General features: G+C 67.0%; 19 protein-coding genes. 5 read left to right on the top strand and 14 right to left on the bottom strand.

Annotated features, from left to right (window positions below):
• Window positions 1–15: 15 nt before the first annotated feature.
• Window positions 16–660, bottom strand: coding sequence for a uridine kinase (udk, locus tag RTY13_RS13370; protein WP_312784096.1), 645 nt, complete (start codon window positions 658–660; stop codon window positions 16–18).
• 194 nt (window positions 661–854) lie between these two features.
• Here udk and RTY13_RS13365 point away from each other — a divergent pair, with 194 nt between their 5' ends.
• Together RTY13_RS13365 and RTY13_RS13360 are read left to right on the top strand one after the other, a co-directional pair.
• Complete coding sequence (locus RTY13_RS13365) at window positions 855–2,486, top strand: long-chain-fatty-acid--CoA ligase (RefSeq protein ID WP_312784095.1); 1,632 nt, start codon at window positions 855–857, stop codon at window positions 2,484–2,486.
• Between the two features lie 17 nt (window positions 2,487–2,503).
• Complete coding sequence (locus RTY13_RS13360) at window positions 2,504–3,193, top strand: DUF1499 domain-containing protein (RefSeq protein ID WP_312784094.1); 690 nt, start codon at window positions 2,504–2,506, stop codon at window positions 3,191–3,193.
• On the opposite strand, the gene RTY13_RS13355 is transcribed toward RTY13_RS13360, so the two are convergent.
• The 3 genes from RTY13_RS13355 to RTY13_RS13345 form a co-directional block, all read right to left on the bottom strand.
• Entirely contained in the window at window positions 3,190–4,098 is a 909-nt protein-coding gene (locus tag RTY13_RS13355; RefSeq protein WP_312784093.1) for an MBL fold metallo-hydrolase, read from the bottom strand. The two genes, RTY13_RS13360 and RTY13_RS13355, sit on opposite strands and share 4 nt — an antisense overlap.
• Window positions 4,099–4,335: 237 nt before the next feature.
• Window positions 4,336–4,740 carry a TIGR01244 family sulfur transferase gene (locus RTY13_RS13350; protein WP_312784091.1) on the bottom strand — a complete coding sequence of 135 codons (405 nt, stop codon included), beginning with the start codon at window positions 4,738–4,740 and terminating at the stop codon, window positions 4,336–4,338.
• Between the two features lie 2 nt (window positions 4,741–4,742).
• Entirely contained in the window at window positions 4,743–5,273 is a 531-nt protein-coding gene (locus RTY13_RS13345; RefSeq protein WP_312784089.1) for a hypothetical protein, read from the bottom strand.
• A gap of 276 nt (window positions 5,274–5,549) precedes the next feature.
• Here RTY13_RS13345 and RTY13_RS13340 point away from each other — a divergent pair, with 276 nt between their 5' ends.
• Window positions 5,550–8,597, top strand: coding sequence for a TonB-dependent receptor domain-containing protein (locus RTY13_RS13340; RefSeq protein ID WP_312784087.1), 3,048 nt, complete (start codon window positions 5,550–5,552; stop codon window positions 8,595–8,597).
• 206 nt (window positions 8,598–8,803) lie between these two features.
• On the opposite strand, the gene metH is transcribed toward RTY13_RS13340, so the two are convergent.
• The 6 genes from metH to ettA form a co-directional block, all read right to left on the bottom strand.
• On the bottom strand, window positions 8,804–11,470 hold the full coding sequence (gene metH, locus RTY13_RS13335) for a methionine synthase (protein WP_312784085.1): 2,667 nt from the start codon (window positions 11,468–11,470) through the stop codon (window positions 8,804–8,806).
• Entirely contained in the window at window positions 11,470–12,564 is a 1,095-nt protein-coding gene (locus RTY13_RS13330) for a homocysteine S-methyltransferase family protein (protein WP_312784083.1), read from the bottom strand. Before RTY13_RS13330 ends, metH begins: the two co-directional genes overlap by 1 nt.
• On the bottom strand, window positions 12,565–13,515 hold the full coding sequence (gene metF, locus RTY13_RS13325) for a methylenetetrahydrofolate reductase [NAD(P)H] (RefSeq protein ID WP_312784081.1): 951 nt from the start codon (window positions 13,513–13,515) through the stop codon (window positions 12,565–12,567).
• Entirely contained in the window at window positions 13,515–14,477 is a 963-nt protein-coding gene (locus RTY13_RS13320; protein WP_312784079.1) for a metalloregulator ArsR/SmtB family transcription factor, read from the bottom strand. The genes metF and RTY13_RS13320 overlap by 1 nt, the downstream gene beginning before the upstream one ends.
• Before the next feature lie 115 nt (window positions 14,478–14,592).
• The gene (locus tag RTY13_RS13315; RefSeq protein WP_312784077.1) at window positions 14,593–15,522 is read right to left on the bottom strand and encodes a 2-hydroxyacid dehydrogenase; all 930 of its coding nucleotides are present in this window, start codon (window positions 15,520–15,522) and stop codon (window positions 14,593–14,595) included.
• A gap of 98 nt (window positions 15,523–15,620) precedes the next feature.
• Window positions 15,621–17,288: an energy-dependent translational throttle protein EttA gene (gene ettA, locus RTY13_RS13310; RefSeq protein ID WP_312784075.1), complete on the bottom strand. Its 1,668-nt coding sequence runs from the start codon at window positions 17,286–17,288 to the stop codon at window positions 15,621–15,623.
• A 176-nt stretch (window positions 17,289–17,464) separates the two neighbouring features.
• Between ettA and RTY13_RS13305 the strand changes: the two genes are divergently transcribed.
• Window positions 17,465–18,976 (top strand): serine hydrolase, encoded by a 1,512-nt coding sequence (locus tag RTY13_RS13305; RefSeq protein ID WP_312784074.1) that lies wholly within the window; start codon window positions 17,465–17,467, stop codon window positions 18,974–18,976.
• A gap of 55 nt (window positions 18,977–19,031) precedes the next feature.
• Here RTY13_RS13305 and RTY13_RS13300 read toward each other — a convergent pair whose 3' ends face one another.
• From RTY13_RS13300 to RTY13_RS13290, 3 genes are all read right to left on the bottom strand, one after another.
• A complete protein-coding gene (locus tag RTY13_RS13300; protein ID WP_312784073.1) occupies window positions 19,032–19,838 on the bottom strand; it encodes an alpha/beta hydrolase-fold protein in 807 nt (268 codons plus the stop codon).
• A gap of 64 nt (window positions 19,839–19,902) precedes the next feature.
• Complete coding sequence (locus RTY13_RS13295; RefSeq protein ID WP_312784071.1) at window positions 19,903–20,514, bottom strand: TIGR02466 family protein; 612 nt, start codon at window positions 20,512–20,514, stop codon at window positions 19,903–19,905.
• Window positions 20,515–20,686: 172 nt separating this feature from the next.
• A complete protein-coding gene (locus RTY13_RS13290; RefSeq protein ID WP_312784070.1) occupies window positions 20,687–21,457 on the bottom strand; it encodes a methyltransferase in 771 nt (256 codons plus the stop codon).
• Window positions 21,458–21,599: 142 nt separating this feature from the next.
• On the opposite strand from RTY13_RS13290, the gene RTY13_RS13285 reads away from it, so the two are divergent.
• A complete protein-coding gene (locus tag RTY13_RS13285) occupies window positions 21,600–22,574 on the top strand; it encodes a polyprenyl synthetase family protein (protein WP_312784162.1) in 975 nt (324 codons plus the stop codon).
• Here the strand turns inward: RTY13_RS13285 and RTY13_RS13280 are convergent.
• Window positions 22,571–23,797 (bottom strand): hypothetical protein, encoded by a 1,227-nt coding sequence (locus RTY13_RS13280; RefSeq protein WP_312784069.1) that lies wholly within the window; start codon window positions 23,795–23,797, stop codon window positions 22,571–22,573. The genes RTY13_RS13285 and RTY13_RS13280 overlap by 4 nt on opposite strands.
• Window positions 23,798–23,811: the final 14 nt, after the last annotated feature.

The following is a 23,811-nucleotide window of genomic DNA, read 5'->3' as shown; positions in this document are numbered from 1 at the left end:
GCGAGTCGTAATCAACTAATGATGCCAAGCCGCTAGCAGCGGGTGGGCCAGGACGGGCGCGGCCAGGCGAATGACCGCCTGCGGATCTTCCAGCCGCACAGCGGCGGTGGCGTCGGCGACGATGAAGTCGGCCTGGGTGCGCGAAGGCTCGGTGTGGCGCTCGTGGCCGGGGCGCACGGTCAGCAGATATTGATGGATGACGGATTCAGCGGTGCGTCCGCGCTCCGCCTGGTCGCGTAGCAGGCGCCGGATGAAGCGGATGTCGGCGGGCGTATCGACAAAGACCTTGATGTCGAACAGGGCGGTCAGGGCCGGCGTACACAGGACATGGGTGCCTTCCAGAATCACCACCTCGGCGGCGGGAATGGGCTCGCCGCCCGGGTCGCGACCGTGATGGAGGAAGGAATAGAGAGGCGCGACGACCGGTCGTCCGGCCTTCAGCTCGGACAGGTGTTCGGCCAGCAGGTCATGGTCGCGGGCGGCCACGTCGTCGAAGTCGTGGGTGTCGGCGTCGAAGCCGGGCACGCTGGCGGCGTCCAGATAGTATGAATCCTCGCGCATCAGCACGGCCACGCCGGGCGGCAGGGAGGAGACCAGGGCCTCGGCCAGGGTGCTCTTGCCGGAGCCGGAGCCTCCGGTGATGGCGATCAGGATGGTCATGGGCGGTCTCCGTACGTTCGGGCGGCTTTCTAGGCCGGTCAGCAGACCTTGACCATGTTGCGCGGCGCGGGGGCTGTGGATGCGACAGAATGGAGCGGATTTGTTTCCCTAACGGCGCCGTTGCTTATCGCTGTTCACCTAGATAGCGTCTCGAAAAGCGCCACGTTTTAGAGGGCGCAACACGAGGAAATGCGATGCTGGGTTTGATGCAGGACTGGCCGCTGACGGTCGACAAGATTCTCGACCACGCCAAGAATTGGCACCCGAACCGCGAGGTCGTGACCCGTTCCGTCGAGGGGCCGATCGAGCGCACCACCTATGGCGCGATCCATGGTCGGGCCAAGCGGGTGTCGAACGCGCTGAAGGCCTGGGGCGTGCAGCCTGGCGACCGGATCGCCACCCTGGCCTGGAACACCGGCGACCACATCGAAACCTGGTACGGCATCATGGGCATCGGCGCGGTGTGCCACACCCTGAACCCGCGCCTGTTCCCGGAACAACTGGTCTATATCATCAACCACGCGGGCGACCGGATCATCTTCGTCGACCTGACCTTCGTGCCGCTTCTGGACGCCATCCTGCCTCACTGTCCTTCGGTCGAGCGCGTCGTCATCATGACCGATCCCGACCACATGCCGCAGACCAAGCTGCCGGTGGTCGAATGCTACGAGACCGTGCTGGAGCAGTCGTCCGAGGACGTGGAGTGGGGCGGTTTCGACGAACAGACCGCCTGCGGCCTGTGCTACACCTCGGGCACGACGGGGAACCCCAAGGGCGTCCTCTATTCGCACCGCTCGAACTTCATCCATACCCTGTTGGGCTTGCAGTCGACCGTCCTGGGCGCGACGCCCAAGGAAGTCATCCTGCCGGTGGTGCCCATGTTCCACGCCAATGCCTGGGGCATCGCCTTCGGCGGGCCGGCGGCGGGGTCCAAGCTGGTCATGCCCGGCGCGCGCATGGACGGCCCGGCCATCTATGAACTGCTGGAGACCGAGGGCGTCACCTTCTCGGCCGCCGTGCCGACCGTCTGGCAGGGCCTGCTGAACCATCTGCGCGAGAACAATCTGAAGCTCTCGACGGTCAAGCGCGTGCTGATCGGCGGCGCCGCCGTGCCGGAGAGCATGATCCGCGCCTTCCACGACGAGTTCGGCGTCGAGGTGCTGCAGGGCTGGGGCATGACCGAGACCTCGCCCATCGGCACTCTGTCGAACATGACCCCCGAACTGGCGGCCCTGCCGTTCGAGGAACAGCTGAAGTGGCGGGTCAAGCAGGGCACGCCGCCGCTGGGCGTCGAGTTGAAGCTGAAGAACTACGCCGGCCAGGAGATGCCGCATGACGGCTCGACCTATGGCCGCCTGATGATCAAGGGGCCGACCATCGCCCGGTCCTATTTCCGCGACGAGGGCGGCGAGATCCTGGACAACGAAGGCTTCTTCGACACCGGCGACGTCTCGACCATCGACGACCACGGCTTCATGCAGATCACCGACCGCGCCAAGGACGTCATCAAGTCCGGCGGCGAGTGGATCAGCTCCATCGAGATCGAGAACCTGGCGGTCGGCCATCCCAAGGTCGCTCTGGCCGCCGTCATCGGCGCGGCCCATCCGAAATGGGACGAGCGCCCGGTCCTGCTGATCAAGCTCAAGGACGGCGAGGCCGAGGACAAGCAGGAGCACCTGGACTTCCTGCAGGGCAAGATCGCCAAGTGGTGGATGCCTGACGACGTGGTCTTCCTGGCCGATATTCCGCTGGGCGCCACGGGCAAGATCGACAAGAAGCTGCTGCGCGAGCAGATGAAGGATTACCGCCTGCCGACCGCAGGCTGATCTTTCAGGAGGGCCGCATGGCTGAACCGACCCGGACCCAGGCGCGCGCGGCGGATATCCGTCTGCGCTGGCTGACTCTGGCGGCGTGTCTGGCGCCTCTGCTGGTGTTGATCGCTGTCTTCGGGACCCGGTTCGGCCTATGGAACGCGAGTTTCGGCCTGGAGATCCTGACGCTGAAGGTCGCCCGCATCCTGGCCTTTGCGGGCCTGGCGGCGGCCCTGGTTGCGGTGCTGATCGCGTTCAAGGACATGCGGCGTCGCGGGCTCTATGCGGCTGTGTCGCTGGTGGTGGCGGGCGCAGCCGTGGCCCTGTTTGCGGTTCAGGGACAGCGGTTCACCGTTCCTGCCGCCAACGACGTCACGACCGACGCCGCCGAGACGCCGGCTTTCTCGCGCGCGGTTCTGGCCATGCGCGGGGGGCGGACAGAGGAATCGGTCGCCTGTCCTGATCTGGTGTCGGTTCCGCGTCAGGTCGCGCCGGAGACGGCGGCGGCGGCGCTGGAGGCGGCGGGCGTCACCGTTCGTGGCGTCGCGCCTTTCCGCGCTGATGGGGCGAAGGAAGGCTTCTGGTTCGGTCTGACCTATGACGCCGCCATCCGCATCCGCCCCGGTCGCACCGACGTGCGCGTGGCCCAGCGTGAGGGCGTCAAGGTCGGCGACGAGGCCTGCCGCCTGGCTCGCGCTATCACAGCCGGTCTGCAGCCCTAGCCGATCAGGCGATAGCGCGCGGTCATCGTCGGTTCTGGGGCGGCGGAGACACGCTCTTCCTTCACCAGTTTGATCAGGTGCGACAGGACCGACAGGCTGGCCGCCGGCCACAAACGCTGGTCCACGGCGGCGTAGAGGGCCGGGACCATGTCCGCGATGGTCGCATCGCCCGCCGCCAGACGCGCGCAGATCTGCGCCTCGCGCTCCAGCCGGTGGTCGCGATAGGCCTTGAGGAAGGGCGCGACCTGGGTGATGGCGGGGCCATGTGTCGGCCAGATGGTCGAGAAGCCGCGCGCGAGCACCCGATCCAGACTGTCCATATAGGCGATCATGTCGCCGTCGGGCGGGGCGACGACCGTGGTGGACCAGCCCATGACGTGATCGCCGCTGAAGAGGGCGTTCTCGTCTCTCAGCACGAAGGCCATGTGGTTCGAGGCGTGACCCGGCGTGGCCAGGGTCTCGATCGTCCAGCCGTCGCCCTCGATCATTTCGCCGCCCGCGAGCAGGATATCTGGTGCGAAGTCGTCGTCGTCCTCCTCGTCCAGAGCGGTGGAGGCATGGACGGCCTGGGCGGGGGGCTTGGCCGCCAGAATGGGCGCGCCGCCGACCGCCTCGGCCAAAGCGCGCGAGAGAGGCGCATGGTCGCGGTGGGTGTGGGTGACCAGGATATGGCTGACCGTCCGCCCCTTCAGCGTCCTCAGCAGGGCGTGCAAGTGGGCCTCGTCGTCCGGGCCAGGGTCAATGACGGCCACGCTCGCGCCCGGCATGTCGCGTCCGACGATATAGGTCCCGGTGCCGGTAAAGGTGAACGGTCCCGGATTGTCGGCGATGACACGCTGGATCAGCGACGAGACCTGATCACGATGGCCGTAGGTGAAGTCGAACTGGCGGACATAGGGAATCACGAGCGGGCGTCCTTGACGAGGCGGAGCAGGTGAGCGGCGCGCGGCGCCGACCTTGCGTCTAACGCCTGTAGCCCAATCAGGAGCCTGCGCCGTGACCCGAACCGCCGTTTTTCCTGTGTCAAACCGAGCCGTAGGCGTGTTCTGCGCCCTGGCCTGTCTCTTGGCGAGCCAGTGGGCCGTTGCGTCCTGCACGCCCGAACCGGCCGTGCCCTATGCCGCTCGCGCCGACCTGGTCCGCTAGAGCGGCAGCCGGCTAAGGTCGTAGCCGGCGGCCAGGGCCTGAGCGCGTAGTTCATCAGCATCTGCGCCCTGATCCGCCTGGGCCATGGCCCAGGTCGCGGCCGACCGCATCCCCGAGCGGCAAAAGAGCAGCGCGGGGGCTCCGTCGCTGAGGAAGGCGCCGACGGCGCTGATGGTCGGGGCGTCGGGCAGGCCGCGCACCGGCGCTTCCAGATAGGCAAGGCCCGCGGCTTCGGCGGCGGCGCGGATTTCGTCGCTGGCAGGTTGACCCGGTTCTTCGTGATCCGGTCGATTGTTGACCACTTTGCGCAAGCCCAGGCGCGAGGCGATCTCGGCGAGTGCGTCAGGGAGAATCTGGCCGGACAGCCAGATTCGGTCGTTCAAGGCGACGGGGTCGGTCATTGCTATTGTCTCTTCACGCGGACGGCGCGGCTGCGCCCGGCGGTCAGTTGATAGCTGCCCAGAGAGGCGCGACGCACGCGAATTTCCGTGCCGGCCCGATTCTGGAAGCGCACGGGGTCAGAATCGATCTGACGCCATTCTGAGCCGTCGGCCAGGCGGAAGAACCATTTGCCGTCCGCGCCCTGAGCGGCGCTCAGCAGGGTCGTTTCGACCGAGTCGATTCTTTCGGCGGCATCCTCGCGTCCGAACATGGGCGGCAGGGCCGGCACTTCGAAGCCGAACAGTTGGCGACGCGCCTCGCGAATCTGCCCGCGTTCGACCACGACGACCTCGCCCTGGCGCTCTGCAGCCTCCAATGCACCTGCCGCGCGATCAAAACAGGCGAGACGCTCGGCGTCCGATGCGACCTGACGGCAGGCGGCGACCTGCTCCAGAAGGGGGGATCGGTTTGTGGCGGAATTTTGCGCATGAGCGCCGGTAGGCAGCAACAGGATGGCCGCAACAGCCGCCCCGAGTGTGGTGATGATGCGCATGTTGCCTTCCAGGAGAACTTATACCGTTCAAGGTCTACCTTAATGCCACGGTGGCTGTCCGATGGCTATACGAGTCAGGGCGTGGCGATTTTGCGACAGGAGAGCGGCCACTTTGTTACTTGGGTGTAATTTTCCTGTCCGATACAGATTTGACGTGTCTAACCTCCCGTCCAGCTACCGTTTGACCGCTTCGTAAAGTGTCAATCGAGTGAAGCCGTGGGCGGCAGGTGAGGGGAAAGCTCTGCTGTTGTCGTCCACAACTCAGGAGGACGGACCTTGAAATTCCAGATCAAACGCGAGCGACTGCTGGCGTCGACGATGATCGCGGGCTTTGCGCTCGCCGGCCTGGCGGCCCCCGCCATGGCCCAAACCACCCCGGCGCCCGCTGAGCAGGAGCAAACCAGCCAACTGGGCGACGTCGTCGTCACCGGTTCGCGCATTCGCCAGCCGAACCTCACCACCACCAGCCCGGTGACCCAGGTCACGGGCGAGGACATCGACGTTCAGGGCGTGACCCGCGTCGAGGACCTGGTCACCCAACTGCCGCAGGCCTTCGCCGCGCAGAACTCGACCGTGTCGAACGGCGCTTCGGGCACCGCGACCGTGTCGCTGCGCAACCTCGGCTCGTCGCGCACCCTGGTGCTGATCGACGGCAAGCGCATGGGCTACGGCTCGCCGCAAGACGACGCCGCCGACCTGAACCAGATCCCCGGCCAGCTGGTCGAGCGGGTTGAAGTGCTGACGGGCGGCGCCTCGGCCGTCTACGGTTCGGACGCTATCGCCGGCGTCGTGAACTTCATCATGCGTCGCGATTTCGAAGGTATCGAAATCGACGCCCAGTACGGCTTCAACCAGCACAACAACGACTATGACGGCGTCGGCAACCTCCGCAACGTCATCGCCGGCCGCGCTGCGACCAACCCGTCACAGTTCCAACTGCCCGACGACAACGTGACGACCGGCTTCAGCCGCGAAGTCAACCTCTTGATGGGCGTCAGCACGCCGGACGGCAAGGGCAACATCACCGCCTACGCCGGCTACCGTAAGAACAACAAGGTCCTGGGCCGCGACTACGACTACTCGGCCTGCTCGCTGGGCGCGCCTGCCGCCGCTACGCCGAACGATTTCCAGTGCGCCGGTTCGGGCACCTCGTTCCCTGGCCAGTTCACGGACTTCAGCAACTACGCCTACACCGTCGACGCCAACGGCAATTTCATTCCGTATGTCGGTGCGCGCGACGCCTACAACTTCGGTCCGCTGAACTACTATCAACGCCCCGATGAGCGTTACACTCTGGGCGCCTTCGGCCACTATGACGTCAACGACAAGGTCGAACTCTACACTCAGTTGATGTTCAGCGACTACTCGACCATCGCGCAGATCGCGCCGTCGGGTAACTTCTTCGGAGAGTTCGCCGACGGCTTCCGCACCACGGACGGCAGCTCGACCATCCGATGCAACAACCCGCTGCTGTCGGCGCAACAGCGTGGCGCCATCGGCTGTACCGCCGCTGACATCACGGCTGGCGCGGCCAAGGACATGTACATTGGTCGCCGGAACGTCGAAGGCGGCGGTCGTCAGTCGGACATCCGCTTCCAGTCGTACCGCGGCGTGGTCGGCGCTCGTGGCGATCTGAACGACGCCTGGAGCTATGACCTGACGGCTCAGTACTCGCGCGCGCAGTACACCAACATCTACCGCAACGAGTTCTCGAACACCCGCCTGGCGCGTGCTCTGGACGTCGTGACGGATCCGGTGTCGGGCCAGCCCGTCTGCTCGTCGGTCGTCGCCGGCATCGACGCCGACTGCGTACCCTACAACATCTTCCGCTCGGGCGGCGTGACGCAGGAAGCGCTGGACTACCTGCAGGTGCCGCTGCTGGCCACCGGTTGGACCACCCAGCAGGTCGTCTCGGGCTCGCTGACCGCCGACCTCGGCGTCTACGGCGTCAAGTCGCCCTGGGCTACCCGTGGCGTTCAGACCGCGTTCGGCGCCGAGTATCGTCGTGACTCGCTTGATCTGACCCCGGATGTGTCGTTCACCAGCGGCGACGGCGCTGGTCAAGGCGGCCCGACCCTGGGTCTGAACGGCGCCAACCAAGTCTATGACGTCTTCGCCGAAGCCCAAATCCCGATCGCCGAAGGCATGGCCTTCGCCGATCAGCTGTCGATCGACCTGGCCTATCGTCACTCGGAATATGAGCTGGGCGGCGGCACGGACTCGTGGAAGATCGGCGGCGACTGGGCTCCGGTCCCGTCGGTTCGCTTCCGCGCCAGCGCCCAGCGCGCTGTTCGCGCTCCGAACGTGATCGAACTGTTCACCGCGCAGGGCTTCAACCTGTTCGACCTGGACGCCGATCCTTGCGACAAGAACGTGGCCGCCAGCTATGCTGGCGATGCGGCTTGCATCGGCTCCAACCCGTGGCAAGTGACGCTGGCTCAAGCCACCAGCACGGGCATTTCCAGCCCGGCCGGTCAGTATAACTTCCTGCAAGGCGGCAACACCGCTCTGACGCCGGAAGAGTCCGACACCCTGACCCTTGGCGTCGTCTTCACGCCGGAGTTCCTGCCGGGCTTCAACCTGACGCTGGACTACTTCGACATCCAGATCGACAATCTGATCTCGTCGATCGGCGCCCAGAACTCGCTGGACGCTTGCTACACGGCCGGTCTGGCTGCGGCTTGCGCCAACATCCAGCGCAACTCGAACGGTCAGCTGTGGATCGGCACCGGCAACGTCGTCGACCTGAACACCAACATCGGTGGTCTGTCGACGTCGGGTCTGGACGTGGCGGCCAACTACCGCCTGGATATGGCTGACTTCGGTGTGGACGGCGCTGGTACGCTGGCCTTCACCATGGTGGGCACCTGGCTGCAGTCGCTGGAGACCGACACGGGTCTGGGCTTCGACAACTCGAAGTACGACTGCGCCGGTTACTACGCCAACCAGTGCGGCGTTCCGAACCCGGAATGGCGTCACCGTCTGCGCGTGGACTGGGGCACTCCGATTGAGGGCCTGAACCTGGCCGGCACGTGGCGCTACTACGGCGGTTCTGAAATCGCCGTTCTGGGCGACGACGGCAGCCTGGGCAACTCGCCGGCGGCCCGTATCGACCGCGAGTTCGACGCCATCAACTACTTCGACCTGGCGGCCACCTGGCAGGCCCGCGACAACGTCTCGGTGCGCATGGGCGTGAACAACGTCTTCGACACCGATCCGCCGCTGTCCTACTCGGTCGGCACGACGGGTAACAACAACACCTACCCGCAGCTGTACAACGCCATGGGCCGCTACGTCTTCTTCGGCGTCACGGCTAACTTCTAAACCTCTCTAGAGGTCTGGAATTTGGGGGCGGCGGATCTTCGGGTCCGCCGCCCTTTCATTTTGGGGATGCTAGAAACCCAGGTGTCGGCTGCATGCCGCCAAGCGGAGGAGACCCAGCGCAGCGAGGCGTCCGCGAGAAGGCTCCCACGTCGCTCACCAGGCTGAGGTTGTTTGTCGCGGTCGCCGTAGCGCCGCCGCGTGAAGGATCAGGCGGCGGTGTCGCGCGCCACGGCGCCGGGGTCGTAGTTGAGGATGGGGGCCAGCCAGCGTTCGGCGGTCTCCACGTCCCAGCCCTTGCGCACGGCGTAGTCCTCGATCTGATCGCGGTCGATCTTGCCGACGCCGAAATAGTGGCTGCCGGGGTGGCCGAAGTAGAGGCCGCTGACCGAGGCCGGCGGCGTCATGGCGTAGCTTTCGGTGAGGGCCATGCCGGCGTTGGTCCCGGCGTCCAGCAGACGGAACAGCGTCGCCTTTTCCGTGTGGTCGGGCTGGGCCGGATAGCCGGGGGCGGGGCGGATGCCCTGATACTTCTCCTCGATCAGGTCCTGTACCGAAGTCGCTTCGTCGGGGGCGTAGCCCCACAGTTCGATCCGCACCTTCTTGTGCAGGGCCTCGGCGAAGGCTTCGGCCAGGCGGTCGGCCAGGGCCGTGGCCATGATTGAGGAATAGTCGTCGCCGGCGTCCTTGAAGCGCTTGGCGATTTCCAGTTCGCCGTGGCCCGCCGTGACGGCGAAGGCGCCGATGTAGTCCTGGCCTTCCTCGGCAATGAAGTCCGACAGGGCCAGGTTGGGCTTGCCGTTCGACTTCTTGATCTGCTGGCGCAGGGTGTGGAAGCGGGCGATCTCTTCGGCCCGGCTCTCGTCGGCATAGACGGCGATGTCGTCGCCCACGGCCTGGGCGGGCCAGAAGCCGACGACGCCGCGCGCCGTGAACCACTTCTCGTCGATGATCCGCTTCAGCATGGCTTGCGCGTCGCGGAACAGGTCCTGAGCCGCCTCGCCGACGATCTCGTCTTCCAGGATCAGCGGATAACGGCCGATCAGCTCCCAGCTGGCGAAGAAGGGCGTCCAGTCGATGTGATCGGCCAGATCCTGCAGGTCCCAGGCGTCGAATGAACGCACGCCTAGGAAGGACGGCTTGCCGGGCATGGTCGCGGCCGGATCGGGCTGGAAGCGGTTGTCGCGCGCCTGCTGCAGGGTGGCGCGAGCCTTCACCTCTTGCCCGCGGGCGTACTGTTCGCGGATGCGCACGTATTCGTCGCGGGTCGCCTGCTCATTCTTGATCTTGTCAGTCGGCGACAGCAGACCTGACACCACGCCGACGGCGCGGCTGGCGTCGATGACATAGGTGGTCGAACCCTTGCGATAGCCCGGCTCGATCTTGACCGCCGTGTGGGTGCGGCTGGTCGTGGCCCCGCCGATCAGCAGGGGGATGTCGAAGCCGCGCCGCTCCATCTCGCGGGCGACGAAGACCATCTCGTCCAGAGACGGGGTGATCAGGCCCGACAGGCCGATGATGTCGACCTTGTGCTCGACGGCGGCGTCCAGGATGCGGTCGGCCGGGACCATGACGCCCAGGTCGATGACCTCGTAGTTGTTACACTGAAGCACGACGCCGACGATGTTCTTGCCGATGTCGTGGACGTCGCCCTTGACCGTGGCCATCAGGATGCGACCGGCCTGCTCGCGCGGCTTGCCGGCCTTTTCGGCCTCCATGAAGGGTTCCAGCCAGGCCACGGCCTGCTTCATCACGCGGGCCGATTTCACCACCTGGGGCAGGAACATCTTGCCCGAGCCGAACAGGTCGCCGACCACGTTCATCCCGTCCATCAGCGGACCTTCGATGACGTGCAGCGGACGCTCGGAGGCCAGGCGGGCCTCTTCGGTGTCGGCTTCGATATATTCGGTGATGCCGTGGACCAGGGCGTGGGCGATGCGGGCCGCGACGGGCTGTTCGCGCCAGCTCAGGTCGACGACGCGCGCCGCACCCTTTTCGCCCTTGTAGTTGGGCGCCATGTCCACCAGCCGCTCGGTGTTGGACACATTGGTCCGCTGCGGCCGGTTCAGGATCACGTCCTCGACGGCTTCGCGGAGCGTCGCGTCGATGTCGTCATAGACGGGCAGGTCGCCGGCGTTGACGATGCCCATGTCCATGCCGGCGTTGATGGCGTGGTACAGGAAGACGCTGTGGATGGCCCGGCGCACCGGCTCGTTGCCGCGGAAGCTGAACGAGACGTTCGATACCCCGCCCGAGACGCGGGCGTAGGGCAGGGTGGCCTTGATGACCTTCGTCGCCTCGATGAAGTCGACGGCGTAGTTGTCGTGCTCCTCGATCCCTGTCGCCACGGCGAAGATATTGGGGTCGAAGATGATGTCCTCGGGCGGGAAGCCGACCTCGTTGACCAGGATGTTGTAGGCGCGGGTGCAGATCTCGATCTTGCGCGCGGCGGTGTCGGCCTGACCCACCTCGTCAAAGGCCATGACCACGACGGCGGCGCCGTAGCGCAGGCATTTGATCGCGTGCTCGCGGAAGGCGGCCTCGCCCTCCTTCATGCTGATCGAGTTGACGATCGGCTTGCCCTGAACGCACTTCAGACCCGCCTCGATGACTTCCCATTTGGAGCTGTCGATCATCACCGGCACGCGGGCGATGTCGGGCTCGGCCGCGATCAGGTTCAGGAAGGTGCGCATGGCGACGGCGCCGTCCAGCAGGCCTTCGTCCATGTTGATGTCGATGATGGCGGCGCCGGCCTCGACCTGCTGACGCGCGACGTCGAGGGCGGCGGTGTAGTCGCCGTCCACCACCAGCTTGCGGAATTTCGCCGAGCCGGTGACATTGGTCCGCTCGCCGACGTTGATGAAGACAGGACGCATCAGGCCACCAGCTCGAACGGTTCCAGTCCCGACAGGCGCATGGCCACGGGGCGCTCAGGGATTTCACGCGGCTTCAGCGGCGCGACCTCTTCGGCGACGTGCCTGATGTGGTCGGGGGTGGTGCCGCAGCAGCCGCCGACGATGTTGACCAGGCCCGAGGCGGCCCATTCCTCGATGAAGTGGGCGGTTTCGTGCGGCTGCTCGTCGTACTGGCCCATGGCGTTGGGCAGGCCGGCGTTGGGGTAGGCGGCGACCAGGGTGTCGGCCACGCGGCTCAGCTCGGCGATGAAGGGTCGCATCAGGTCGGCGCCGAGGGCGCAGTTGAAGCCCACCGCGAAGGGCTTGGCGTGGCGCACGGAGTTCCAGAAGGCCTCGGCGGTCTGGCCGCTCAGCGTCCGGCCCGAACGGTCGGTGATGGTGCCCGAAATCCAGATGGGCAGGGCGGGCAGCCCCTCGTCCTCGAGGTCCTTGATCGCCTTGATGCAGGCCTTGCAGTTCAGCGTGTCGGTGATGGTTTCGATCAGATAGAGGTCGACGCCGCCCTCGTTCAGGGCCTTCACCTGATGGCGATAGGCCTCATAGACCTCGTCGAAGGTGACCAGGCGCGCGCCGGGGTCGTTCACGTCCGACGACATGGACAGCATCTTGTTCAGGGGGCCGATGGAGCCGGCGGCGAAGCGCGGCTTGTGCGGCTCCCTGGCCGTCCAGCGGTCGGCGGCGGCGCGGGCCAGCTTTGCGCCTTCCAGATTGATGTCCCAGACCGCCTGGGCGTCCAGCTTGTAGTCGTCCTGCGCGATGACGGTGGCCGAGAAGGTGTTGGTCTCGCTGATGTCTGCGCCTGCGCCGTAATACTGGTCGTGCAGGTCGGCGATGATGTCGGGACGGGTGATGCAGAGGATGTCGTTGTTCCCCTTCATCTGCTCCTTTTCGTCATAGCCGTTGGCGGCGACGAAGCGGTCGCCGCGGAAGTCGGCTTCTTCCAGCCCGCGCCGCTGGATCATGACGCCCCAGGAGCCGTCGAGGACCAGGATGCGCTCCCTGGCCGCCGTGTGCAGGGCGGCGATCCGTTCGGGGCGAGTGAGGGGAGAAGTCATTTACGCAACAGCCTTGGTTTCACGCACGCCCAACACCCGGCAGATGGCATAGACCAGCTCGGCGCGGTTCAGGGTGTAGAAGTGGAAGTCGGAGAAGCCCTCTTCCTGCAGCCGCGCGCAGGTCTCGGCGGCGATGGAGGCGGCCAGCAGCTTGCGGGTCTCGGGGTCGTCGTCCAGCCCGTCGAAGTGGGCGGCCAGCCAGTCGGGGATCGAGGCGCCGCAGGCCGCGCTCATCCGACTCAGGCCCTTGAAGTTGGACACCGGCATGATCCCCGGGATCAGGGGGATGGTCACGCCCGCCGCCCGCACCCGGTCGCGGAAGCGCAGGAAGGCCTCGATATCGAAGAAGAACTGGGTCACGGCGCGCGTGGCGCCGGCGTCCACCTTGGCTTTCAGCACGTCGATGTCGTGGTCGATCGACGGACTTTCGGGGTGCTTCTCAGGATAGGCGCCGACGGTGATGTCGAAGCCGCCGACGCGGCTGATGGCCCGGGACAGTTCAGTGGCGTTGGCGTAGCCGTCTGCGCGGGGCGCATAGGCGCCGCCAATGCCGTCTCCGCCCGGCGGATCGCCGCGCAGGGCGACGATGTGATCGACGCCGATGGCCTTGTAGCCCTCGATGACCTCATCGACCTCATCACGGCAGGCCTCGACGCAGGTCAGGTGGGCGGCGGGACGCAGGGTGGTCTCGCTGATGATCCGCTGGACGGTGCGGTGGGTGCGTTCGCGCGTCGAGCCGCCCGCGCCATAGGTGACCGAGACGAAGGCGGGGTTCAGCGGCTCCAGCCGGCGGATGGCGGACCACAGATTGGCCTCGGCCTCGTCCGACTTGGGCGGGAAGAACTCGAAGGAGACGTTGACGGCGTTGCGGTTTGAGCCGGCGCGGGCCACGGGCCCCAGCGGCGACAGCAGCAGGGCGCGGGCTTCGGCAAGAGAGGCGGGAGAGGCCATCAGGCGGTCTTTCGAGCGGGGACGGCGGCGCGTTCGCCGGTCCAGATGTGGACGGTCAGGCCCTCGGTGTCGGGCGGCAGGGCGACCGGGGCGTCGGCGGTCAGGCCTGCGTCGGCCAGCCAGCCCTGGATTTCCGCATCGGCGAAGCCCAGTCGGCGGTGTTGATGGGCCTCGCGCAACTGCTCCAGCTTGTGCGGGGCGAAGTCGACGATCAGCAGCTTGCCGCCCGGCATGACCAGACGCGCGGCCTCAGCCACGGCGGCGGCGGGATCAGCCAGGTAGTGCAGGACCTGATGCACGATCACCAGATCGGCGCTGGCCTGCGGCAGGCGGGTCGAGAAGATGTCGCCGTGGCGCAGCTCGACCTTGTCCAGTCCGGCCTTGGCGACATTGGCGCGGGCGATGTTCAGCATGTTCTGGCTCAGGTCGAGGCCGACCGACATCTTCGCCTTCTTGCCGAACAGGGTCAGCATCCGGCCCGAGCCGGTGCCCAGATCGACGACGCGCTCGAACGGACCGGGGCCGGCCGCCTGTTCGACGGCGGTTTCCACCGCGCTTTCGCAGACATAGAGGCTGCGCATCTGGTCCCACTGGGGCGCGACCTGTTCGAAATAGCGGGCGGCGTCGATGGCGCGCTCCTTGCGCACCTCGTCCAGGCGGCGATGGTCGGCCTCGCCCTCGGCGTCGTCAAGCAGGTCCAGAACGGTGTCGATCAGCCGCCGCGACAGGGCGTCATGCGACAGGCGGTAGAAGACTCGCGCGCCATCGGGGAATCGTTCGATCAGCCCCGCGTCAGCCATCAGCTTCAGGTGACGCGACACGCGCGGCTGGCTCTGGTCCAGAACCCGCGACAGCTCCATGACCGAAAGCTCCTCGGCGGCGAGCAGGGACAGCACCCGCAAACGGGTCGGCTCGCCCGCGGCGCGCAGGGCCTCGACGGTCTGGTCAGCAGTCAGTGTCATGAGGTCGTATAAAGATATCCTTATACGATTATGCAAGCAAAAACTGACCGCGCGCAGGCGTTGTGCGGCGGTAGGGCCGCACGGATCATTCGAAGACCGATGAAATCGTGGCCGCTCAGCTCTCGACGGGCGTCTTCAGCGGCTCGCCCGCGAAATGGGCCGACAGGTTCTGGAGCAGCAGCATCAGCATCCCTTGAACCGCCTCGGTCGTGGCCCCGGCGGTATGGGGCGTCAGGACGGTGTTGGGCACAGCGGCCCAGCGCGCGGCATCGGTCGGCTCGGTTTCGAACACGTCGAGAGCGGCGCCGCCAAGGCGTCCGTCGCGCAGGGCGGCGATGACGGCGGTCTCGTCCACCAACTGGCCGCGCGCGACGTTGACCAGAAGGCCCGACGGCCCGAGCGCCTCGATCACCTCGGCCGAGATCAGGCCGCGATTGGTTTCATCCGCGCGGCAGGCCACGACCAGGACATCCGAGGCTTGAGCCAGGTCGAGCAGGCTGTCGGCGCGGGGCCAGGGGGCGTCTTTTGCGCGCGGCGCCCACCACTGGACGGTCATGCGCATGACCTCGGCGCGGTGCGCCACGGCCTCGCCGATGGCGCCCAGGCCGACGATGCCGATGGTCTGCCCGCCCAGTGACGGGGTGATGGTCTTGGACGCCGGGGTCCAGCCGCCGGCGCGCACCTGCCGGTCGCCCTCGGCGATCTGACGACGCGCGGCCAGGATCAGGCCGAGGGCGTGATCGGCGACGTCTTCGTGGTTGACGGCGGGGGCGTGGGTGACGGGCAGGCCCCGCGCGCGGCACCAGTCGACGTCGATGCCGTCATAGCCGGAGGTGAAGCAGGCGATCAGCGACAGGTTGGGCAGACGCGCGATGAGGTCCTTGTCCAGCTCGAACTCGCCGGCCACGACCAGGACGCGCACGTCGGCGGCGGCCTCGATCGGCGGCCCCTCCCAGAAGCGATAGACGTCATAGGCGCCTTCGAGAAAGGCGCTGAGCGGCGCGAGGTGCCGCTGCATGATCAGGATGGCGGGGCGCTGGGTCATGGACCGCAGACTAACCCGGTTCCGCCACTTCGCCAGCAGCCAAAGAAAACGGCCCCCCGAGCGGATCGGGGGGCCGTTTCATTCAGCTTAGCGCCGGATCAGCGACCGAACTTCTGGTGCTGGATGCGCTTGGGAATGATGCTGTCCGCACCCAGGCGGCGCATCTTGTCCTGTTCGTAGGCTTCGAAGTTGCCCTCGAACCACTCCACGTGGCCGTCGCCTTCGAAGGCGAGGATGTGGGTGGCCAGACGGTCTAGGAACCAGCGGTCGTGGGAGATGACCACGGCGCAGCCGGCGAACTCTTCCAGAGCCTCTTCGAGGTTCTGCAGGGTTTCGATGTCCAGGTCGTTGGTCGGTTCATCGAGCAGGATCAGGTTGCCGCCGGTGGCCAGGGTCTTGGCCAGGTGGACGCGGTTGCGCTCACCGCCCGACAGTTGACCGACCTTCTTCTGCTGGTCGCCGCCCTTGAAGTTGAACGAGCCGACATAGGCGCGGGTGTTGATCTCGCGCTTGCCCACCATCATCACGTCGGTGCCGCCCGAGATGGCCTGCCAGATGGTTTCGTCCGGCTTCAGGTCGTCGCGCGACTGATCGACGTAGGCCAGCTTGACCGTCTCGCCGACCTTGATCGAACCGCCGTCCGGCGCTTCCTGGCCGGTGATCAGCTTGAACATGGTCGACTTGCCGGCGCCGTTCGGGCCGATGACGCCGACGATGCCGTTGGGCGGCAGCTTGAAGGTCAGGTTGTCGAACAGGACCTTGTCGCCGTAGGACTTCTTCAGGCCTTCGACTTCCAGCACGACGTTGCCGAGGCGCGGGCCGGGCGGAATCTGGATGACGGCGAAGGACTGGGCGGCGCGGCTGTTTTCCTGCTCCGAGACCATCTTCTCGTAGGCGGCCAGACGGGCCTTGGACTTGGCCTGACGGGCCTTGGCGCCGGAGCGGACCCATTCCAGTTCGCGGGTGAGGGCGCGCTGGCGAGCTTCGGATTCCGACTGCTCCTGAACGACGCGCTTCTGCTTGGCTTCCAGCCACGAGGAGTAGTTGCCCTCGTGCGGGTGGCCCTTGCCGCGGTCCAGCTCCAGCGTCCACTTGGTGACCTGATCCAGGAAGTAGCGGTCGTGGGTGACCAGGATGACGCAGCCCGGGAAGTTCTCCAGGTGATGCTGCAGCCAGGCGACGGATTCGGCGTCCAGGTGGTTGGTCGGTTCGTCCATCAGCAGCATGTCGGGCTTGCTGAGCAGCAGGCGGGCCAGGGCCACGCGACGCTTTTCACCGCCCGACAGGTTGGTGACTTCCCAGTCGTCCGGCGGGCAGCGCAGGGCGCCCATGGCCTGGTCGATGCGGCTGTCGATGTCCCAGACGTCGCCGGCGTCGATCTTCTCCTGGAGGGCGGTCATCTCCTCCATCAGCTCGTCGGTGTAGTTTTCGCCCAGTTCGTTGGCGACTTCGTTGAAGCGGTTGACCCACTGCTTCTCTTCGCACCAGGCCTCGACGTTCTGGCGAACGTTCAGGGCCGGATCGAGGTGGGGCTCCTGCTCCAGGTAGCCGCGCTTGACGCCGTCGGCGGCGCGGGCCTCGCCCTGGAACTCGCTGTCCAGGCCGGCCATGATCTTCAGCAGGGTGGACTTACCCGAGCCGTTGACCCCGACGACGCCGATCTTGGCGTCGTTGTAGAAGCTCAGCCAGATGTTCTCGAAGATCTTCTTGCCGCCGGGGAAGGTCTTGGTCAGACCCTGCATCTGGAAAATATATTGCTGCGCCATGAGGTGCGTTTACGCCCTGTCGTCTGATCTGATGGGGAGGTTGGTGCGGGATGTAGCTGTCGCGGACCCTTTGGGCAAATCTCTAGCCGTAACGCGGGGCGGTTTGAAGGCGCTGCATCCGTTCGGGCGGCTCGCGGCCTCTACCCGTTGCCCGCTGGGGGCAGGGAGCGACTTCCATGACGTCACGTTCGTTCGGCGCGATGATCGCCGCCGGGGTTCTGGCCTGCACGGCGGACGGGGCGCGCGCGCAGGATCGCGAGACGTTCGGCGCAGCGATGGACGCCTTCACGCAAAGGGCGAAGCAGAGGGTCGAGGCGGCGCCCGGTCTGGCGATCGCTGTCGTCGACGAGCGCGGGCTGGTTCACGCGGCGGGTTTCGGCGTGGCGGACGTTGCGACGGGCGCAGCCGTCACGGCGGACACGCGCTTCTACATCGCCTCAGCCACCAAGGCCTTCACCGCCCTGTCCTTCGCCGTGATGGCGCAGCGGGGCGAGGTGGATCTGGACGCGCCTCTGGCGACGTGGGCACCGCCGTCCGGCGTGCCGGCCGACATCGCCGATCGGATCACCCTGACCGACCTGCTCAGCCACCGCTCGGGCGTCGACAATGGGCCGATCGCCTTCCGTGTCGCCTATTCCGGCGCCTGGACGCCCGATGTCCTGTGGCGGCTGACGGCGGAGACGCAGCCGCGCGACACGCCCTATGGGCAGTTCGTCTATGCCAACTCCGGCTACAACCTGGCCACCGTCCTGAGCGAGCGCCGCTGGGGCCGCGACTGGCGCGAGATGGTCGAGGATGAGGTGCTGACGCCGCTGGGCATGACGGCCACGACCGCACGCATCGACGCGGCGCGGACGTCCGGCGCGGTGGTCGCCGCCGGACATTTCGGACGCATCCCCCGCCAGCCTGAGCGGTCAACGCTGCAGAAGACCGACGCGACGATGCAGTCGGCGGGCGGGCTGATCTCCACCACCCGCGACATGGCCCTATGGCTTGAGGCCCAGATCAACGACGGCCGGGTCGGCGGACGGCAGGTGTTTCCCGCAGGACTGGTCGCCTCGACCCATGCGCCGCGCGTGGCGCAGGACGCGACCTTCGGTCCCTATGTTCGCACCGGCTATGGTCTGGGCTGGCAGGTCGGGCGCTATGGCGACGACGTGCTGATCCATCACTTCGGCAACTTCTCGGGCTCCCGCGCCCATGTCTCTTTCATGCCGGAACGGCGTCTGGGTGTGGCGGTCATGGTCAACGAAGACGCCTTCGCCGGCGACCTGGCCGATGTGGTCGCCAACTACGCCTATGACTGGTTCGCGGGCCTGCCCGACATTGACGCCGTCTATGACGCCAAACTCGACGCCCTGATCACCGAGCGCGACCGCCGTCGGACCGGCATCGCGGGCGCGGAGGCGGCGCGGGCGAAGCGGCCGCGCACACTGTCGCTGCCGAACGCCGCCTATGTCGGGAATTACGCCAACGCAGCCTATGGAACCCTGACAATCCGCGAGGCGGGCGAGCGGCTGTCGGTCGCCATCGGCGTGCAGCAGGCCCTGGCCGACTACCTGACCGAACCGGAGGGCCTGCGCGTCGAGCTGACCCCGTTCCGGGGCGAGGGCGTGGTGTTCAGGCTGGACGCGGCCGGTCGCCCGAATGCTTTGACCTATCAGGATGCGGTCTTCGAGCGGCGCTAGGGCTTGGCGGGGAGAACGGCCATAAGCCCCCTGGTGAAGCCGCTTGGCGCGACCGTCAGGTGATCTTCGTCGTCCAATACTCGCTGGTCAGGGTCAGGCTCCGATAGTTGCGCGACCTCAGGCGCTCCTCGAAACGGGCGTTGTCGCCGACCATGTCGTAGCGGGTGTTGAGGCGACCGGACCCCGGATGCTCATACTCGCCGATATACATATGGACACGCGCAGGAAGGTCGGTGTGGCCGCGGGCATATTCCGCTTCGGTCTGCATCATTGCGTGGTCGCCGAACCAGAAGGACGGACTGCCCAGGATATAGCCATCGAACAGCTCCGGTTCGCTGAACAGGATCTGCGCGCCCAGAAGGCCGCCGTAGGAATGGCCCAACAGGATGCGACGTGCTGGGTCCGCCCGGAAGCGGTCTTCGATGAAGGGCAGGGCCTGAGTCTTCAGATAGGTTTGATAGGCCGCGCCGCCGCCCGTGCGGTCATTGATGCGGACGGGGGTGTAGTCGCGGGTGCGGCTGCGCATGCCGCCTTCGCCTACAGCATAGGACAGGCCGACCAGGATGAACTCCTCGATCACCGGCCCGTCCAGATTCACCCGGCGGGCGATCTGGCGGATGATGGGGAAGGCGTAGTCGGCGTCGGTGACATAGAGGACCGGATAGCGTCGGTTCGGCTCGGCCTCATAGCTGGCGGGCAGGCTTACGAAGACCTCGTAGTCGCGGCCGGAGACCGGGTCCGGCACGCTCCAGACCTGGGTGCCCTTCAGCACATAGGGCGCGCCTTCGGCGGCGGATGCGCTCGTTGTCTGTGCGTCGGCCCGTTCGCCGCAGCCCGCAGCGAGGCTTGCCGCCACCCGCATGGACGCCCCCTCAAGCTTCACCAAAAGGGCAGGGTTCAGGGCAAATGCGGCGCTGAAAGAGCGGTCAGGCGTAGTTGAAGCTGATCGAGATACGCTGTTCCTCGGCGCGGTTGGCCGGCACCTCGTGGCGCAGCCAGCTTTCCCACATCAGGATCGTGCCTGACGCCGGCTTCAGATAGACGAAGGGCTTCTCGGCCTCGCTCGCCTCGGCGGTCAGGCCGGGGCGGGCCATCATCATGACCAGGCGCGGGTCCTCGATCTTCAGCGACGAGGCGCCGTCGGGCACGTGGATGTAGATGGTGCCGGAAATGATGGCGTGGGGATGGATGTGGCCGGTGTGGCCGCCGCCGGGCATCAGGACATTGACCCACAGATTGTCCAGCTTGGGCTTCCTCGCCAGATCAAAATGCAGGGCCTTGGCGTAGGCGGCGGCGTGCTTGTCCAGCAGCTTCTTTAGTTCTGCGAACTCGGGGAAGCGGTGCGGCAGGTCGTTGATCGAGCCGTAGGAGGTGTAGCCCGGATAATGGTTGGCCTTGCACCATTCGATCCCGGCCTCGTCCTCCTCGGCCATGACCAGGCAGAGGTCGAGGATTTCCTCATGCAGATCGGGCCAGGCAGGCAGGTCGGCCAGCGAGGCTTCATAGACCTGGGTCGGGAAGAGGGGGCGCAGGGACATGGCGAGGTCATACCCCTCCCTCCCCATTTTGGGGAGGGTGGCTGAGCCTGAAAGGCGGAGCCGGGTGGGGCGCATGGGCAAATCAGAGCGGCGACCTGGCTCGCCAGGCCCTCCCCATCCGCCTGACGCTGCGCGTCAGCCACCCTCCCCATGGAGGGGAGGGAGAGGCGTCTTACCAGTTCAACGCCGCCTCGCCGCGTAGGATGGCCTCGGCCTCGGGGCTGTGCTTGGCGCCGGTGCGATCGTGCAGGACCAGCGGAGGCAGCAGGCGTAAGGGGGCCTTGCCGGTCTTGATGGCCTGAACCATCACGCGTTTCGCCGGCTGGTCGGCATAGGGATGGATGGGGCGGATGGCGAAGGACCCGGCCTTTTCTCCCAGCAGGGCCAAGAGGTCGCCCAGACGGTCGGCGCGGTGGATGACCACGATCCTGCCGCCCTCGCGGACGGCCTTCAGCAGGAAGCCGGTCCAGGCCTTAAGCCCGTCGTCGGCCATCCAGGCCGCCATCTTGCCGGGAGCGGGCGCTCGCAGCGCGCCGGGATCGTCGAAGAAGGGCGGATTGCTGACGGCCCAGTCGAAGGTCGGCAGGTCCAGGGCGCGAAATCCCCGCGCCACATCGCCGCTGACAATGGTCGTCCGGTCGTCGACGCTGTTCAGCGCGGCGTTTTCGCGCGCCAGTCCGGCGGCGGGTAGGTCGCGTTCCAGCCCGGTCAGGGCCACGCCGGGGTGTCGCGCGCCCACCTGCATGAGCACCGCGCCCGCGCCACAGCCCGCCTCGATCAGCCGCTCGCCCGGCTTGGCGTCCACGGCGGCGGCCAGCAGGGCGGCGTCCATGCCGGCGCGATAGCCCTTCACCGGCTGGCGCAGCCGGACGCGTCCGCCCAGCAGGGCGGCTTCCGCCACATCGGCGGCGACAGTAGGGGTTGACCCGGCTTGACCCATCATGACGCCGCCACCATTGTGCGCCGCATCGCGTTCGGGCAAGCGGATGCGTGTGATTTCCGGGCGAATCTCCTCCTTCGCCCCTGTGCTGAAAGAGAAATTCGTGGACGCAGCTCTCGTCGCCGCTCCCCGCCCCAAGGGCGATGTGGACGCTCTTGTTCGTCTGGCCAAGGACGACATGGCGGCGGTCGACGCCCTGATCATCGCCCGGATGCAGTCCGACGTGCCCGTGATCCCCATGCTGGCCGAGCATCTGATTTCGGCGGGCGGCAAACGCCTGCGCCCGCTGCTGACCGTCGCCGCCGCCCGCGCCATCGGGGCTGAGGGCGACATCGCCGCCGCCACGAAGCTGGCCGCCTCGGTTGAGTTCATCCACACCGCCACCCTGCTGCACGACGACATCGTCGACGGCTCGGAGATGCGGCGCGGCAAGGTGGCGGCGCACCTGATCTGGGGCGCGGCCTCGTCGGTGCTGGTCGGCGACTTCCTGTTCGCACGCGCCTTTGAACTGATGGTCGAGACGGATTCGCTGCGCGCCCTGGGCATCCTGGCCACGGCCTCCAGCGTCATCGCCGAGGGCGAGGTGCTGCAACTGACGCGCGCCCACGACCTGAACCTGGATCAGGACACCTATCTGCAGATCATCCGCGCCAAGACCGCCGAGCTGTTCGCCGCCGCCGCCGAGTCGGGTGCGGTGGGCGCGGGCGCGACCGAGGAACAGGTCAAGGCGCTGCGCGACTACGGCATGGCCCTGGGCATCGCCTTCCAGCTGGCCGACGACGCCCTGGACTATGGGAGCGACACGGCGACGCTCGGCAAGAACGCCGGCGATGACTTCAACGAGGGCAAGGCCACCCTGCCGCTGCTGCTGGCCGTCCAGCGCACCAAGGGCAAGGAAGACCTGTTCTGGGACCGCGTCATCACCAAGGGCGAGCGCACGCCCGAGGACTTCAACCGGGCGCGCGAACTGATCCTGGGCACGGGCGCCGTCGAGGCGACGCTGGACGCCGCCGGCGACTACGCCGACCGGGCCAAGGCGGCGCTATCGATCCTGCCGGCCAGCGATTGGCGCTCGGCGCTGGAAGACTTGGCGGATTTCGCGGTCAGCCGCGCGGCCTAGTTTCGACGACGTAGGCCGCCTAGACCCCTCAGAATAGAGCGCGCGGCGTCCTGAACGGTCGGCGGGGCGGGTACACCGCGTTCCTGAGCGCGTGCGCCGCCGTTCTCGTCATCAGCGCCGAACTCCGACATGTCCATGCCCAGCATGGTCGTGGCGGTCGAGCCGAAGCGCACCTTGACCACGTGTTCGATGTTCCAAGGCTCGCGCCGGTTGGCGGGGCGCGGCGGATGGGTGAAGTCGGTCTCGCCGCCAAAGGCGGTGACCTTCACCATGGCCTGCGGCGACGCGGCCAGGACGGCGCTGGGGATCGGACAGCGTGTGGTCGTGGCGGGCAGGATGACTTTCTGCGCGATCAGCCGGTCCAGATCGCCGGGCGACAGGAAGTCGGGAATCATGCCGGGCGATATGGCGACGTCGCTGGAGCTCCAGATGACGACATCGCCGGCCTCGTTGGCGCCCATGGTCAGGGCGAAATAGCCGCGCGCGTTCGGCACGCTTTGCCAACCCAGGCCCGAGGCGTCGTTCGGCCCTACGCCGGTCAGTTGCAGCGGGGCGAGGAAGTCCTGATCCCCGTTCAGGCTGAAGGCGATGTCGGGGGTGTAGTCGCCCTGAACCTTGTGATCGCCGACCAGGGAGGCGTCGGGCGGCACGGTCTGGCTGTCGCGGCTGTTGGGCCAGTCGCCGTAGGTGCGGCCGGGGCCGGGCGAGGGCGGGGTGGGCGAGGACAGGCGAATAGTGTTCGCCAGGGCGCCGAACTGGCTGGCGCTGTTGCGAGACAGTTCGATCACGACGGGTTGGCCCGCGCCGGTCGCCTCGCCGCAGCCGTGATAGATCAGCATCCGCACCGAACCGCCGTAGTCATGAGGCGCGCCGGGGTCGTAATCGCGCTGACCCTGGGGCGTGTCGGGCGTGATCAGCGGCAGGCTGGGGCCGACGCCCAGCGCGGCGGGCGGCAGGTGCTCGGCGTGGGGCGAGGCCGTGGTGCGGCTGGATTGCAGCTGCAATGTCAGCGACTTGTGGACGCCGCCGCCGGACATCATCGCCATGGGGTTGAACCCGCGACTGCCAGCGCCGCCCATGCCGGGCAGGCCGCTGCTGGTTTGGGCTGTCATCCAATAGGTGGCGACGGGGCCGGTGGTGGGCTGGGACTGAGCGGCCGCGGGGCCGGACACAGATAGGGCGGCGGTCAGCGCCAGGGCGCTGGCTGTCGTCAAACGCTTCATGAGACTAGCCTCCG

The sequence above is a fragment of the Brevundimonas sp. genome (genome assembly GCF_032055285.1).
Classification (GTDB): Bacteria; Pseudomonadota; Alphaproteobacteria; order Caulobacterales; family Caulobacteraceae; genus Brevundimonas.
The sequence above is the reverse complement of the archived record's forward strand: the minus strand, read 5'-3'. Positions and strand labels throughout refer to the sequence as shown.

Bases quoted from the DNA above. Each gene is read 5' to 3' on its own strand.
- udk (WP_312784096.1), bottom strand. From the start codon at position 660: ATGACCATCCTGATCGCCATCACCGGAGGCTCCGGCTCCGGCAAGAGC.
- RTY13_RS13365 (WP_312784095.1), top strand. From the start codon at position 855: ATGCTGGGTTTGATGCAGGACTGGCCGCTGACGGTCGACAAGATTCTC.
- RTY13_RS13360 (WP_312784094.1), top strand. From the start codon at position 2,504: ATGGCTGAACCGACCCGGACCCAGGCGCGCGCGGCGGATATCCGTCTG.
- RTY13_RS13350 (WP_312784091.1), bottom strand. From the start codon at position 4,740: ATGACCGACCCCGTCGCCTTGAACGACCGAATCTGGCTGTCCGGCCAG.
- RTY13_RS13345 (WP_312784089.1), bottom strand. From the start codon at position 5,273: ATGCGCATCATCACCACACTCGGGGCGGCTGTTGCGGCCATCCTGTTG.
- metH (WP_312784085.1), bottom strand. From the start codon at position 11,470: ATGCGTCCTGTCTTCATCAACGTCGGCGAGCGGACCAATGTCACCGGC.
- RTY13_RS13330 (WP_312784083.1), bottom strand. From the start codon at position 12,564: ATGACTTCTCCCCTCACTCGCCCCGAACGGATCGCCGCCCTGCACACG.
- metF (WP_312784081.1), bottom strand. From the start codon at position 13,515: ATGGCCTCTCCCGCCTCTCTTGCCGAAGCCCGCGCCCTGCTGCTGTCG.
- RTY13_RS13320 (WP_312784079.1), bottom strand. From the start codon at position 14,477: ATGACACTGACTGCTGACCAGACCGTCGAGGCCCTGCGCGCCGCGGGC.
- RTY13_RS13315 (WP_312784077.1), bottom strand. From the start codon at position 15,522: ATGACCCAGCGCCCCGCCATCCTGATCATGCAGCGGCACCTCGCGCCG.
- ettA (WP_312784075.1), bottom strand. From the start codon at position 17,288: ATGGCGCAGCAATATATTTTCCAGATGCAGGGTCTGACCAAGACCTTC.
- RTY13_RS13305 (WP_312784074.1), top strand. From the start codon at position 17,465: ATGACGTCACGTTCGTTCGGCGCGATGATCGCCGCCGGGGTTCTGGCC.
- RTY13_RS13300 (WP_312784073.1), bottom strand. From the start codon at position 19,838: ATGCGGGTGGCGGCAAGCCTCGCTGCGGGCTGCGGCGAACGGGCCGAC.
- RTY13_RS13295 (WP_312784071.1), bottom strand. From the start codon at position 20,514: ATGTCCCTGCGCCCCCTCTTCCCGACCCAGGTCTATGAAGCCTCGCTG.
- RTY13_RS13290 (WP_312784070.1), bottom strand. From the start codon at position 21,457: ATGATGGGTCAAGCCGGGTCAACCCCTACTGTCGCCGCCGATGTGGCG.
- RTY13_RS13280 (WP_312784069.1), bottom strand. From the start codon at position 23,797: ATGAAGCGTTTGACGACAGCCAGCGCCCTGGCGCTGACCGCCGCCCTA.